Origin of the sequence: Arcanobacterium hippocoleae (genome assembly GCF_031456295.1) — a bacterium.
Lineage (GTDB): Bacteria > Actinomycetota > Actinomycetes > Actinomycetales > Actinomycetaceae > Arcanobacterium_A > Arcanobacterium_A hippocoleae.
The window spans coordinates 1-13,578 of the sequence record NZ_JAVDUJ010000001.1 but is presented as its reverse complement, the minus strand read 5'-3'; the positions used below and the strand labels follow the sequence as shown (position 1 = coordinate 13,578).

At 55.1% G+C, this 13,578-nt stretch carries 14 protein-coding genes; 5 read left to right on the top strand and 9 right to left on the bottom strand.

Going from position 1 to position 13,578, the window contains the following annotated elements:
• Window positions 1-65: 65 nt before the first annotated feature.
• Genes J2S36_RS00070 through J2S36_RS00050 form a run of 5 tightly spaced genes read right to left on the bottom strand, consistent with a single transcriptional unit; the run spans window position 66 to window position 2,951 of the window.
• Window positions 66-617, bottom strand: a complete 552-nt coding sequence (locus J2S36_RS00070; protein WP_309954337.1) for a DUF2815 family protein — start codon at window positions 615-617, stop codon at window positions 66-68.
• A gap of 22 nt (window positions 618-639) precedes the next feature.
• Window positions 640-1,776, bottom strand: a complete 1,137-nt coding sequence (locus tag J2S36_RS00065; protein ID WP_309954335.1) for a DUF2800 domain-containing protein — start codon at window positions 1,774-1,776, stop codon at window positions 640-642.
• Window positions 1,763-2,176: a hypothetical protein gene (locus J2S36_RS00060; RefSeq protein WP_309954332.1), complete on the bottom strand. Its 414-nt coding sequence runs from the start codon at window positions 2,174-2,176 to the stop codon at window positions 1,763-1,765. Before J2S36_RS00060 ends, J2S36_RS00065 begins: the two co-directional genes overlap by 14 nt.
• Window positions 2,173-2,424: a hypothetical protein gene (locus J2S36_RS00055; RefSeq protein ID WP_309954330.1), complete on the bottom strand. Its 252-nt coding sequence runs from the start codon at window positions 2,422-2,424 to the stop codon at window positions 2,173-2,175. Before J2S36_RS00055 ends, J2S36_RS00060 begins: the two co-directional genes overlap by 4 nt.
• A complete protein-coding gene (locus tag J2S36_RS00050; protein ID WP_309954328.1) occupies window positions 2,421-2,951 on the bottom strand; it encodes an RNA polymerase sigma factor in 531 nt (176 codons plus the stop codon). The genes J2S36_RS00055 and J2S36_RS00050 overlap by 4 nt, the downstream gene beginning before the upstream one ends.
• Before the next feature lie 633 nt (window positions 2,952-3,584).
• On the opposite strand from J2S36_RS00050, the gene J2S36_RS00045 reads away from it, so the two are divergent.
• Genes J2S36_RS00045 through J2S36_RS00025 form a run of 5 tightly spaced genes read left to right on the top strand, consistent with a single transcriptional unit; the run spans window position 3,585 to window position 8,170 of the window.
• Window positions 3,585-4,556, top strand: coding sequence for an ABC-three component system protein (locus tag J2S36_RS00045; RefSeq protein ID WP_309954326.1), 972 nt, complete (start codon window positions 3,585-3,587; stop codon window positions 4,554-4,556).
• Window positions 4,553-4,999, top strand: coding sequence for an ABC-three component system middle component 2 (locus J2S36_RS00040; RefSeq protein WP_309954324.1), 447 nt, complete (start codon window positions 4,553-4,555; stop codon window positions 4,997-4,999). The genes J2S36_RS00045 and J2S36_RS00040 overlap by 4 nt, the downstream gene beginning before the upstream one ends.
• Complete coding sequence (locus J2S36_RS00035; protein ID WP_309954322.1) at window positions 4,996-6,870, top strand: hypothetical protein; 1,875 nt, start codon at window positions 4,996-4,998, stop codon at window positions 6,868-6,870. Before J2S36_RS00040 ends, J2S36_RS00035 begins: the two co-directional genes overlap by 4 nt.
• Window positions 6,860-7,105 carry a helix-turn-helix domain-containing protein gene (locus J2S36_RS00030; protein ID WP_309954319.1) on the top strand — a complete coding sequence of 82 codons (246 nt, stop codon included), beginning with the start codon at window positions 6,860-6,862 and terminating at the stop codon, window positions 7,103-7,105. Before J2S36_RS00035 ends, J2S36_RS00030 begins: the two co-directional genes overlap by 11 nt.
• 45 nt (window positions 7,106-7,150) lie before the next feature.
• On the top strand, window positions 7,151-8,170 hold the full coding sequence (locus J2S36_RS00025) for a DNA methyltransferase (RefSeq protein WP_309954317.1): 1,020 nt from the start codon (window positions 7,151-7,153) through the stop codon (window positions 8,168-8,170).
• Here the strand turns inward: J2S36_RS00025 and J2S36_RS00020 are convergent.
• The 4 genes from J2S36_RS00020 to J2S36_RS00005 all read right to left on the bottom strand — a co-directional run bounded on the left by J2S36_RS00020 (window position 8,130) and on the right by J2S36_RS00005 (window position 13,063).
• A complete protein-coding gene (locus J2S36_RS00020) occupies window positions 8,130-9,092 on the bottom strand; it encodes a hypothetical protein (RefSeq protein ID WP_309954315.1) in 963 nt (320 codons plus the stop codon). The genes J2S36_RS00025 and J2S36_RS00020 overlap by 41 nt on opposite strands.
• Window positions 9,093-9,564: 472 nt before the next feature.
• On the bottom strand, window positions 9,565-11,181 hold the full coding sequence (locus J2S36_RS00015) for an ATP-binding cassette domain-containing protein (RefSeq protein ID WP_309954314.1): 1,617 nt from the start codon (window positions 11,179-11,181) through the stop codon (window positions 9,565-9,567).
• A gap of 127 nt (window positions 11,182-11,308) precedes the next feature.
• Window positions 11,309-11,905 carry a hypothetical protein gene (locus J2S36_RS00010; protein ID WP_309954312.1) on the bottom strand — a complete coding sequence of 199 codons (597 nt, stop codon included), beginning with the start codon at window positions 11,903-11,905 and terminating at the stop codon, window positions 11,309-11,311.
• Between the two features lie 480 nt (window positions 11,906-12,385).
• The gene (locus J2S36_RS00005; RefSeq protein WP_309954311.1) at window positions 12,386-13,063 is read right to left on the bottom strand and encodes a recombinase zinc ribbon domain-containing protein; all 678 of its coding nucleotides are present in this window, start codon (window positions 13,061-13,063) and stop codon (window positions 12,386-12,388) included.
• Window positions 13,064-13,578: the final 515 nt, after the last annotated feature.

Here is a 13,578-nt window from a genome sequence, read left to right as displayed (position 1 = left end):
TTCACATAGAGGAAAAGTGGAGGGAACCAACGGCATGTGCTGGTTTCCTCCACGTGTGGGGATGGTTAGTTCAGGAAGTCGTCATCAGCGGCGAAGGCACCGAAGTCGGTCTCAGCCGAGACACGCCCGCCGCCAAGGCTCTCACCGTCACGGGTCTTTTGAATGTTCCCCAGTCCGCAGGCGATGCCACGGTTGCCATTCGTGTTAAACGCATAGAAACTCAAGGAAACGCGGGCGTAGCAGCCTGAGTAGACCTCGGCACGATCAAGAATCGGTGCCACATGCTCGTCGACGATCTGCGGAGCCGTCAGGGAGTTGGCGTTGAGGAAGTAGGCGCCCTTGTAGGCTTCGTCGTCACGCTCAATATCCCCATCACGCAGCGGCAACTTGAGGGCGGCCTTGTTGGGTCGCTTCCCGCCAAACTTCCCGATCCCGGCCTCGATGGCGGCATCCACGGCCTTCTCAATAGCCGCAATCGTGGCGGTGTCGGATTTGGGGATAATGAGGGAGACGGAGTACTTGGGTTTTCCGCCTTGGATGGAGTTCGGCTCCCACACATGGGCATAGGACAGGCGTACTTCGCCGGTGACAATACGGGTCGGATTCTGAGTAGTCATAATCTTTTCTGCTTTCTACTAGTTACTTGTTTGTTTGAAAATCGGTGGCCGCACTCACCAGGTCGAGCGACGGCCGTTTGTCGGATGCAGGGACCAGGGTTGGTTTGCCGGCAGGCTTAGTCACGAGATCGCCGAGGATCTCGTTGAAGGCGGGTTTACCCATGAGCCGTTCCATTGCCGTGAGCGTGATGAGCTTGCGATCATAAATGTCCCTATATCCAGCCGCCTCAGCCGCCGCAGCCACGTCGGTTTCGGAGGTGTATTTGCGTACAGAACGTCCAGCGACGAGCTTGAACCCCTCAAAGACCACGCCTTGATTGACGGCCTTCGAGAGCGCGTAGGCCTCCACGTCGGCTGCCCAAGACTTCAAATCCGGAATCCGAGCCAGCACATCCGAGATCTCCACATCAGACAGCTCGGCCGGTGGGGCGAACTCGTGCTTTGCCAGGGTGAGGTTGGCTTCGGCTCGTGCCCGACACGTCGGTGCGATGCGACAGAACTGGCACCACGAGCCTGGACAAAACTCGCCCCCACCCGCCGAGGCCAGCTCAGCCTTCGGCTTGACCTCCGTCTCAGCCCACGCGAGGAGGTCTGCGACGGAGGTTTCCCAGGTGTCGACGTTGCCCCGGCGAGGCTGGTAGATCGTCACCGCTACGGTCTCGATGTCATACAAGTCCCCGAAAACGTGGACGGCTCCGAGCGCGTAGAGCATCAGCTGCGGGTTGTGTGCGGCCTCGACCAGCACGCCTTGCCCGTACTTGAGATCAATGATCTGCAAGGTGGGTTCGGCGATGATCACACAGTCGCCGGTGCCGAAACCTCCCGGAACAATGTGGGAGAAGTCGAGACGCTGCTCGATCAGCACCTGCGGATCACCACAGGATTCTTGGGCGATGGAGATGCGTTCTTGCACGAACGCCACATAGTCATCCGTGAGGGTTTCCATCTCGTCATCAACCCAAGTTGAGACTGGCCGCTTCGAGCGCTGCTTCAACACTCGGCGGAGCTTGTGCTCAGCCAGCGCGTGAGCGACAGTGCCTTGTTCGGCCGCAGCCGACGTCGACTCCGGCTCATCAGACTCCAGACGCGCCGACGGGGTGCAGTTGAGCCACCTGTGAGCACCAGAAGCTGAGAGGAGTGCGTGATCAGACGGTGCCATCAGCAATCTCCTTCGCCCGCTCAAGAAGCCAGCCGTACTTCGACGGGTCAACCGCCGAGAGCTTGTCCGCGCCGGTGGCAACAATCAGCTCGCGAATCTTTGCCGTGTGACCTTGCGCCGAGACCTCAGCGAGCACGCCGCGCACGTCCTCCAACGTCACCGCAGGTTCAGGCTCCGCAACTGGAGACATGTCTGGTGTTTCTTCGTGCGCTGGGGAACAGCTTGGTTCTGATGTGCCGATGAGTCGTGCAGCTGGTATCGGGCGGTCACCGATCATTCCCGCATGGTCTTCAACCTGCTCATACCAGTCGTCCTCGAGGGCCTGCGCCTGCTCACACGCATAGGCGGCAGCCTGGTTCCATGCGCCGATTAGTTGGTTGCGTGTCTGGAAATCCATCATCGCCCTCCACCTCCCGCGCGCCCGTCCAGAGCATCTACCAAGGCCATGAGGTCGTCATCAGGTTCAGTGATCTGGACTTCGACGTTCGTGGTATCGGATCCGGGCAGGAGGATCGCCATCTTGTGGAGCGGTGTGGTGGTGCCGAAGATGGCGCGCAGCATCCGCGTGGTGACTCGGATTTCCTTTGCCGACAGTGCCGCATCGGGGTTGGGGTTTTTGCCGATCTTGAGCTTGAGCTTGGTACTCATTTGTTCGTTCCTTCCTGAGCGGTGCCGTGTGCCTCGCTCATAGGGAGGCCATGAAGATCGCTGGAGTTAACCCCTGCCGCGATCAGTCCCTCACGCAGGTGTTCAGTGGCTTTCTTCAACGTTTTCGAGATCGCCGCTTTTGACACGCCACGGGCAGCGGCCACCTCCACTGCAGGCCGCTGTTGGACACGGATGGCGATGAACACTTCCCGCTGCGCAGGCGGCAGCTTCTTGATGAGCTCGACCAGCAACTCGCCAACGGCCTGGAGAAGGTGCTCTTGTTCAGTGGCGGTTTCGTTCTCGCATACGATGTCTTCGGCTGACGGCGTGGATCCGGCTTCCTGGTTGCCGTAGGAGTTGTAGGCATCCCACGAGCAGAACTTGACGCCTTTACGGTCTTGACGGTGATATCCGTGTTCGTTGTTGTATTCAGCCCGGTCAAGATCAGTGACGATCTCAACCCACCGATCCTCAGCTTCAACAACGATCGGATCACCGACAACAGACGTATAGGTAATGAATCCCATGAGTGGGGTTCCCTTCTTGTAAAGGGAGACCCCGTTGAGGACTGCCGAGAGAAGACCGAAATGTTGAGCGGATGCAGTGACGGGCACCAGCCCCGCCGGGTTAAACCCGGATTGAGGTGGTGCCCGTCAAGCGCTCAACGGTGGTCTTCCCGAATACGGCTCTGCGCATGCGGAAAAGTAGGAGAAAGGTTTCAGCGTGCCGGTTGACCGGTGCGGCATCGCCGAAAAGGAAAATGAGAGAGTGTTTCGCGGCTGTCGACCGCGCTGCGAAACACCAGCGAGGGTGTTACTTGCCCTTACGCGGCTTGGCTTGGGCCAGCGCGGAGCCTGCTACGGACTTCGTCCTGGCTGAGGTTCGGCCATCGCGCAGAAGTGCCGATGCCTTGGTGGCTACCAGCCGAGACGTCTGCTTCATGTTTCGTTTACCCATGTCTCTTCTCACCTCCTGCCCACGCTCGTTGCGACACGACTACGCGTTCGCGTAGATGAACACGCCAAGAGTGAAGCGAGACTGTATAATCAGAAAGGATGTTGTCACTCGTTCCGCTCTTGCATTTCCATTAAACGAATCTGCGCGTGAGTAGGCGATGGTCAACCGATTGACAGCGATTGAACGCGATTGCGGAGGTGAAATTGGGCGAGAAGAATAACTTCACGCAACTCGTCGATGCGCTTCGTCCAATGATGAAAGGCACCCGCAAGCTTGGCGAGTTCACCGCATTCGTCATCGACCTGGGACTCGTACCAGCACCTGACACGGGTGATGAACGGACAGCTATCGAGCTGCGTGCCGTTTCCACGTGGAAGGGGTATGCGAACGGCTCGTATCCGATGAAGCCGGACTTTGCAGGTGAACTTGCTGGAAGGTGGGATGAAGAAGAATTCTCCTCGAACCTGCTCGACTGGTATCAAGAGCCCGTTCTCAATGAACTCGCCGACAGGTTGCACCATATCGATGCGAGAATCAACAAAGGCAATGTTGGACGTGGTCTCGGTGCGCTCATCCGCGAAGTCCTCGTCTCTATCCGCGACACCGCCCCGTCACCACTCGAGGTTTCGCTCAACCTGCCCACACCCGCCCCGCAGTCGGTTGCTCCGTATATTGATGAGAAAACCAACCGGCTGCGCCTTGGCGATCAATCAGTGGGGCTTCCACCGAAAAAGGACGTTCCCGAACATATTCAGCCCGACGAACTCATCTACGTCGCCGCCTTACTGCACGCCTACTGCGAAGGATTGCCCACCAGCAATCTAGAACCGGTGATTGACGATATTCCGCCACGCTGGTCGGCTCATTTCCAAGACCAACGCAAAGCGTTCTACAGCGCCGAATGGGTACGAGAAGCCTCATGGAGCTGTATCCATAACGGCAAGGCAATGTTCGACGAGTTCCTTGACAGCATGCACGCCGGAGTCACCGACACAAACCTGCGCACCTACCCAAACGGTGTCGAACGGCTCCTGGCCACCCTAGCCCAAGCTGTTCAAGTCCAACTCGATCGTCAGCGGCTCGATCAAATCATCACCCTTATCGACGTGTGGAGTCGTAAAGGCTCATGTCATGAACTGGCCGCACAAGGCAGATTGTCGTGGGTGGACGCATGAGACTTTCAGCCCTCGATACCAGCTTCGAAGCCGAGCTTCGCGCCCTGATCTTCCTATTCCTTCTCGACGAGCCAACCGACGTGGACTACTTGGCATGCCTTGACACGCTCACCGTCAATGCACACACCTTCGGTCTGGGCGAAACGAACGTGAACGGCACCCACCGGCTCGCCTCCGGCGAACTGAACGCCCGCACCAACCTCATGACCCAAGCCTTGCAGCACATGACCATCCAAGGGCTCGTCCACTACACCCAGGACAACGGGCATGGACGCTTCGTCATCAGTGACGAAGGCGCCACGCTGGTTAACCGGCTCAGCACCCAATACGCCACGGACTTTTTCAACGCCGCGCTGGAGACCATTGAGCGTGTCGACGACCAAGACACCAACACGCTCACATCATTCATTCTCACCGCAGCCACCCCAGGAGAGTCCCGATGAAACCAGGCTTTTGGATTACTCACATCACGGTGGCAGGACACCCCACCCGCGAAGACTCCCGCATCAACCTCACCGACGGCCTCAATATCGTGTGCGGGCCATCAAACACCGGAAAATCCTGGGTCTTGCAATCAATCGACTACATGTTCGGCGCGGCCACCAAGGATTTCGCCATCGACGAGCAGTCCGGATACACCGAAGTACGCATGGGGCTACGCACCCCGTTCGGACAACTAACGCTCACACGCCCAATCGGGCAAGGCCACACCATCGTCGACGTTACGAGCACCGACAAACGGATCCCATCAGGACAATACCGGCTCAACAAGACCAAAAACAGGGCGCTACTCAACTCCCTGTGGCTGCGCCTAGCAGGGTTCGAGAATCCTGATGAACTCAAGGTCATCAAGAACCAGAACTACGACGTTCAAAACCTAACATGGCGCACAGTTTCCCACGCGTTCTACGCTGACGAAGACAACATCACCAAGAAAGCCCCTATCCTCCTACCAGAGCAAAACACGGCACACACCGCCGCTAAATGCACGCTCGCAGCGTTCATCACCGACAAGGACTACGCCGCATACGCACGCGAGGAGAACAACGAAACCAAGAAGCTACGAAACAACGCGATCATCGACTACCTGACTCCAAAACCAGACGAGCTACGCCAACGCATCGATACCCTCGAAGCAGCCCTCGAAACCAGCAACCCCGACCAAGCCCAACGCACTATCGACGAACTATCTGCACAGGTCGCACACGTCAACACGCTCATTGAGAACGCTGCACGTGAAGGTGAACAGGTAGCCTCCCGGCTCCAAGAAATCCGTGACCAGTTAGCCGAATCTGGCGCGCTTCGGCATCGCTACGAAGAACTCGCGTCCTCCTACCAAGCCAAAATCGACCGTTTCGACTTCGTTCACGAAGGCCACGTGCTTACCAGTGCTATCCCCGCACCTGAATCGTGTCCCATCTGTGAGCAAACCCTGCCAGCAGACAAGACGCCTGCCGCGGCTGAACCTGATCCGCGCGAGCGGCAAAACCTTCTCACCAGGCTTGACGGGCTACGCCAGACGATCACCCAAATGGAAACCGAACACGCACCACTCGTTGCAGAAGAACAACAACTAGCCTTCCACTCCCGGCGCATTACAGAACACATTGAAAACCAGCTACGCCCGCAACTACATGCCCTCGCATCCAGCATTGCCGCCAACAATGCAGTCGTTGCGATGCAAACCGAACTGGAAGAACTCCGCGAGCGCAAAACAGCGATCGAGCAAGAAATCGCTGAGCGCCAAGCTAAGACGTTCCCCAAAGGTAATTTCAATGCCACCAATGAGTTCCCGGAATCGTTTTGGGAAAAGATGAGCGAAGGCTTGCTCGACACTCTTGGGGCGTGTGCGTTCCCGCGTCTTGACCGTGCAACGTTCTCGCGTGAACTGTTTGATGGCGTGGTCAACGGGAAAACGAAAAGCAAGCAAGGCAAGGGCTACCGTTCGTTCGTGAACACAGCGGTGCTGCTCACGCTGCGCGAATACTTCGCCTCAGAGGCTGCCATGCACAGCCCAGGTGTCCTCATGATCGACACTCCGCTCCTTGGTCTCGATGACCCGCAGCTCGATCCCGAGCTTCAAGAAGCCCGAGAGACCATCCCGATAGCCCTGTATGACTTCCTGACCGAGCGTCAAGATCTCGGTCAGATGATCATTGTCGACAACATCAAATACATGCCCGACATCACCAAACTGCAATCCCGTTGCAACCTGATTTACTTCACCAAACAAGAAAGTCACGGCCGCTACGGCTTCCTCGAAGACATCCACGACGAGGACATCATCGACACGGAGGAACCCGATGCCCAATAGCCCCACCTTCAGCTACAAACCCCTGTGGAAGCTCCTCATCGACCGTGACATGACCAAAACCCAGCTCCAAGAACTCGCAGGGCTCAGCCCAGCAACCATCGCCAAGCTCGGACGTGGAGGCAACGTCACCACGGATATTCTTCTACGGATTTGCGAAGCACTGGATTGCAACATCTCAGACATTTGCCAAGTTGAGCGCCGGGACTCAAGTACCTCTAACGAGACCCGAACTTGACTATCGCGAGCACGAGAGACAACATCTAGCCAACGAGAGGCAGATATGACAGACTTTAATCTTTTCCACAACGACGCCCTTGATGTCTACAGTCAATGGCAAACGCCCAACACTATTGTCAGCGACGGCGCGTACGGAGTTGGAGGCTTTCCAGGCGACCCTAGAACCCCAGACGGACTAGCTGATTGGTACAGACCTCACATCGAAGAATGGTCTAAGCGTTCCACTCTGGCGACCACATTGTGGTTTTGGAACACAGAAGTCGGCTGGGCAAATGCGCATCCCGTCCTCGATGAGAACGGCTGGCAATATGAGTTCACAAATATCTGGAATAAGGGCGTCGGGCAAGTAGCAGGTAACGTGAATTCCAAGACGATACGTCGCTTCCCTGTGGTAACAGAGGTATGTGTTTTCTACACCCGCAAGCCACTTATCTCGTCATCCGATAATAGTTCTGGGCATATTCATATGAAGGAATGGCTTCTGTCGGAGTGGAAGAGAACTGGTCTTCCCCAACGGCTAGCGAACGAAGCATGCGGAGTGAAAAACGCTGCCACTCGCAAGTACTTTGACCAAGGTTGGCTTTGGTACTACCCGCCAGTCGATGCAATGATGAAAATCGTTGCGTACGCAAACGAGCACGGCGATCCTGCTGGCCGCCCCTACTATTCACTGAATGGGGTATCTCCGGTCACCGCGGACGAGTGGGCGGGAACTAGATCTCCCTGGAACTACGAACATGGCATAACAAACGTTTGGGACAGGCCAAGTCTTAGAGGTAGAGAGCGTTATCGCGGAAGCCTCATTAAGTCTGCCCCGCGTGCAGGTAAGCCTACCCAAATGAGTGCGAGCCACCTGAACCAAAAACCGCTCGACCTGATGACACGTATCATCCAGGCAAGCACCAATCCCGGAGATACAGTTTGGGAACCGTTTGGAGGACTCTGTACCGCTTCCGTAGCAGCGCTTCAGCTAGGAAGACATCCGTGGGCCGCCGAAATCAACGATGATTTCTACCAAATGGCTAGTGAGCGCCTTCAGACTCTTCAGAAACCGATGTTTTAGGTTCTTCGACCTTCATCGAGTCGTAGAACTGCATGATGGTAGCTTCAGCCTTCTCCCGTTTCTTATCATTAGTGCTTGTAAGATCTGAGAACACAGTTTTCCAACTCGAAATCGTTTTGTCTAGGTACTTCAATTTCATGATCCGCCTTTTGAAGTCCTCGACATCTTTGTTTGCAACGCGATCAATTTTCGCAAAGTTCGTATCGAGGCGATATTCGAGGTCACGCATCAATTCTGTAGCCTCAGCTTGAGCCTCTTCAGAACACGGGTTCGACGTAGAAAACTCCCGATCCAAGGCCTCTTGGAGCAACTTCGGATCAGACTTCTCAACCTGTAATCTGTACCCATTTACGTTCGATTGCTGAAGATTTGCCGTCCGACTGCTTGTATCATTGGGCTCGATCGTCAGATAGTGCGGAGGTTTGTGATAATGACTATCGCGACTACGCGCCAATTCTTCACCAGAAACAATTAGCGTTCCGAGCACTTTAGGCTCACCAAAAACGAGATTGCTCATACACCAAGCAACGATCACGACATTGATATTTTGATCCAGAAGCAGATTCACAGATTCGCGGAAACGACCAGTAATCTCCGTGCTCAACACGAACCAAGCCTTGATCTCATACCCTGCCAAAATCTCTCTGGACGTGCTATCGACAAGCACCGCGTCTGGAAATCCGGGATCCTGCCGATGCCACTCAAACCCGTCAGATGCGGCTTCATTGAGAATAGAAGCAATTCGCTGCTCCATAAGATTTCCGACCATCGGGCTCAGTTTGCTGACGATCCGAGCGAGGAACGGCGCCTCATCAGCCTCAACGCTTTTTATCTCGATCGCATCCACATCGTCGCCAGCTAGCTCCTGTAGCGTGTCTTGGGCTATCTCTAGCTCGCGCTCAATCTCAGATGCTTCTACCATGACGAAATTCTATCAATCGAAGATGACCAAGCCTGTCTGGACACACGTGTCCCAGCCATGATCCCGCTAGCGTCTTCTGACGCCCCGTGAGCACTTTTGGCGCCTACCCATACTTTTGACGGTAGCCTGCTCTTTTTGACGCTCTCGGGCGCTCGGACCAGTAGACCACCCAACAGACACCAGATTCAGCTCCAATCGACCCTCCCCAGCGACCACTCTGTCACACCCAGAACGCAGAAAACCCCTAGGATTACGCGCTTGACTAGGCAAAGCATGTAACCCGAGGGGTTCTCAACTCACTCAAATCATTGTATCCAAGAGTGAGTACAAACGGTTGTCTGTACTCAACTTTGGCTACAAAGCCCAGGTGGGTGCATTTTTAGATCAGGTGGGTGCAAAATCTGGCTGGGTGGGTGCAGATTTCAGGTCGCATGCACCCACTTCCTGACCAGGGCTTTCAGCATTCATCAAGCTATTTACTGTGCGTCAGTTGAAGTCTGCGTCCATGCCAGTGTTCGATCAGCCATCGATCGTGACTCGCGATAATGAGCGTTCCTTCCCATGTTTGTAGAGTATCTTCTAGCGCTTGCATAGTATCGAGGTCGAGGTAGTTGGTCGACTCATCAATGATCAGAAGTGCAGGGTGGTTGGTTAATGCGATAGCAATCTGTGCTCGGCGCTGGTTTCCAGCAGACAGCTCCGCGATGGGACTAGACCACGTCGATGGGTGCAAGATTCCTTTGCCAATCGCTCCAATTCCATGTCGCCAGATGTCACTACCGAATCCGGGATCCTCTTCCACAGGCAGACGCTGAGGTACGTGACCGATGGAGCTATCTCGGGACAAGAACCCGCTTACGGTTGCGCCTGATGGTGGTTTGCCGGTGGCAATCCAGTTCAAAAGCGTGGTCTTTCCTGAACCGTTCGCGCCTGTGACTAACAGGTGCTCCCCTACTGAAAGATCGAGGTCTAGTGGTGTAAGTCGATGCGCCACGCCAGCTTGTCGTGCTGATACTGCGATTCCGGTAGTCAAGGGGCCTTGCCGGTGTGGGAACTCCAATTCGTAGTAGCGAGGTTTTCTTACTTCGCGCTCATCGAGCCGCTCTAGTCGCATATCGTCATTGCGTGTTCGCTTAACTGACGTTGATGCTGCTCGATCGGAGTAGAATTTCTTTGCTTTCCCTGAAGCGGTTTCGAGCCGGACCCCACCACGTGCGATCTTCATGCTCTCTTGACGATGCACTCGCAAGTGACGCTTCTGGGTTTGTTGTTCAGCGTGAATTTGATGGTGTTTGCTTCGCGCTGTCTCCTTTGCATTCAGGTAGTCCGAGTAGTTTCCGGCGTTACGGTGTAAACCCTGGACGCTCGTGTCACCTTGTGCCTTCGCAAGTTCGCGCCACACGGTGACGTCCATGTCATAAATGACGGTCGCAATGTTGTCGATAAAGGCTCGATCGTGACTGGCTAGGAGCACTGGCCCTGCCCAGTTCTTGATTGTGTTGGATAAGAAGTCGATTGCCGCGATATCGAGATGGTTGGTTGGCTCATCAAGAATCAGAACGTCGGGGTGTAAGAGTAACAGCGCTGCCAACCGTAAACGCGCGCGCTGGCCGGGAGACAATGATGACATGTCACGTTCCGACGACATGCCAATTCCAGCCAGTCCTAAACCAGCTAGTACTTCAGCGGCTCGGGCATCGAGGGACCATACGTCGTGTGCGGTCATTTCCGCTAGTACCCGGTCATATTCCGATTCCTGCGCCTTATCACCGTTGGCAAGGGAAACGGTGATCTGCTTAAAGCGCGCCGACAAGTCGTTGAGCGGTCCTAGGGCGACATCAAAGTACTTCGCTACTTGGCCTTCAAAACCATCAGGATCTGGCACGAGGTGATTTGCTGTGCAAGAAACAACCCTTCCTGAATCTGGTTGGAGGTCTCCCCTAATGATCTTAAGCAGAGTTGTCTTACCACAGCCATTTGGTCCGATGAGTACCGCTCGTTCCCCCTCGCCAACATGCAGGCTTACATGATCCAACACACGGTGAGAACCGTAAGAAAAAGAAATAGTGTCAAGGTTAATTGAAAGCATACTGATCTCCGGGACGTAGAAACTTCTGATACGTCTCAGCCAAGGCTGAGTGGAAATCACATGCTCATCGGAACGACAAACTCCTCAATATCTGATGTCTTAACACGGTCCTGACTTTGGAAGTCTATCAAAACTGACCGCCAACCTCCGGCCCATACGCACCTGTGGCCTCATCCTTAAACCTGACGCTGACGGCGCCTTCAGTGTCGACCATGGCATGGTCAACGAGTAGCGACCAGGCGTCGTCGCGGTACTCGAGCGGCGGGTTGGAGTCCAGGAAGTCGCAGATGGTGCGTGCTTGTTCGAGGCGTGCGTGCCGGTCGGTGATCTGTGATTTAAGGTCAGCGCGCTTAGTGCAGGCCTGATTGTAGCGGGCTTCAAGCTCGGCGTACTTCTGGTCGTACTCGTCTGGGTCGATCGCGGTCTGTACTGCGGTGAGAACCAGCTGGTCGATTAAGACTGTGATTTCCTCAACCTGCTGAGCAGCACGGTCACGTTGGGCTTCCAGCTCACTCGTGTCAAAAACTGTTGCTTCAAGGATTTCGAGCGCGTTGCGGGCACCGGTGTTTGACTTGACGCGCTCAGCGAGAGCTTCGACGAAGGCTTGCTCTAGTCGGTATCGGTGACGTGTGGTGTGGCGCATGGGGTCTTGCCGTGTCCGTATTTGTTGTTGCAGCGCCAGATGCGTCGTTCGTACTTGGTGTTCGAGTGCCAGGTCTTGCATCCGAAGATCCCCCGCAATCGGCGCAGTAGATCATTTTGGTGAGGGGGGGGGAGTGCGTGAGACGTAGCGGCCTGATCGTTGGCGTAGTTCGCTTTGGACGCGGTCCCCCATCCATACTTTTTGACGGTGGCCTGCACTTTTTGACACCCTCGGGCGCTCGGACAACCAGACCGACGTCTGGGCTCCCCAAAAGGGCCTCGCCCAGACTCCTCTAGCCCTGATGCGCACCCAACCCGAACGCAGAAAACCCCTCGTTTTCCACGTTCTACCAAGTAAAAAGCGGAACCCGAAGAGTTCTGTTCGCACTCACACTTTTGTATCCAAAGTTGAGTGGCAATGGTGGAGCCTACGAGAAGTGAACCGGTTTCTGCTTCACCTTGCCCGTCTTGCCTGTGAGCGCTCCGCGTTAGGTCTCTGCTCACCCTTATTGTCCTGTCGAACTTTTTCCAAAATAATGACGAGGAGTGCGTGTGTCTCCGGTCAGCAACGCCCTTTAACTGCTAAATCATCTGCATATAGCACTGGAGTCCATCGCTGCGGGAGGTCGAGTGTTACGGCCTCCCCAGTGATGAAAACTAGACCCAGCTGGTTGCTAGTAAGCACCATCCCGCCTTCGAGAATTTCAAGAAAATCAGGAAGGAACAACACCGCATCACCGCTACGCTCAAAACTACGCATACGGGCATGCAAAAACTGAGACGTAGCCACACACCCAATTTTACGCAGAACCCCCACTACTCCTTTGCGTAAATCCTGATGCCGCTCTGCGAGAATTTGCTGACTTTCGACCAGCTTGCGCTGCAGTATCTCCTGATAAATATGCGGAGTAACGCAGCTGCCACGTTTCTTGTGGTTTGTTGCGCACTCCCACACGTCCGCCCGGTGGGGTGTACCAGAATGCCAGGTCTTGTGACCGTACTTAGCGCCGCAATCTTCGCATTCAATTCGCCCGGAAAGCTGCCTACCAAAAGAACGTGGTTTGCCAAAGCCAAGTATTTTCCGGACTGCGCTGAAGACCTTAAGCTCGGCAGAAATAAAATCTTGAGCCGCCCTAAGCTCATCACAACTGATAACTCCTGCCACTGCAAGATTGTCGAGGTAAAAATTCGTTATCGAGTAATCCATGCGACGCTCTTGCGCTGAAATCTGCTGCTTCAATTCGTGCACCACCATCTACTTGGACTGATAATTGCTCAGTTACATACACGCTCTAAAACAGCCAAATATCCAGTCAGATCCCCGATAAGCATTACCTTTTAGCGACTCGGGAACATTTACGCGACTCTCTACGGTGGTGCGTTAAAGAGGTTCAAAGCCGCCAAGGTGGCGTCTCGTTTACAGAAGAGCTCAAACAGCTTACTGGCAGGAGGCGCGCGCTACACCCGGCTCTAAAGGTCTGCTTTCGAGTGCTGACAAGCGGAAACATGCCTTAATCCGCCAACATCGACACCACGGATATTGTATCCAAAGCAGCTGCTTGTGCGATCCAGCGTGCGATTCGGGATACTTTTCGGCGGCACTCATACTTTTCGGCGCAAGCCACACTTTTTGGCACTACCCCCTTAGAGCACTATTCGCGACCCGACCGAAGCACCCAAAACCTGCTCAGACACCCGCTTCCACGCCCGATCCGAACCATGCCAGAAGCACAACAAACCCCTCGAATTCCATGT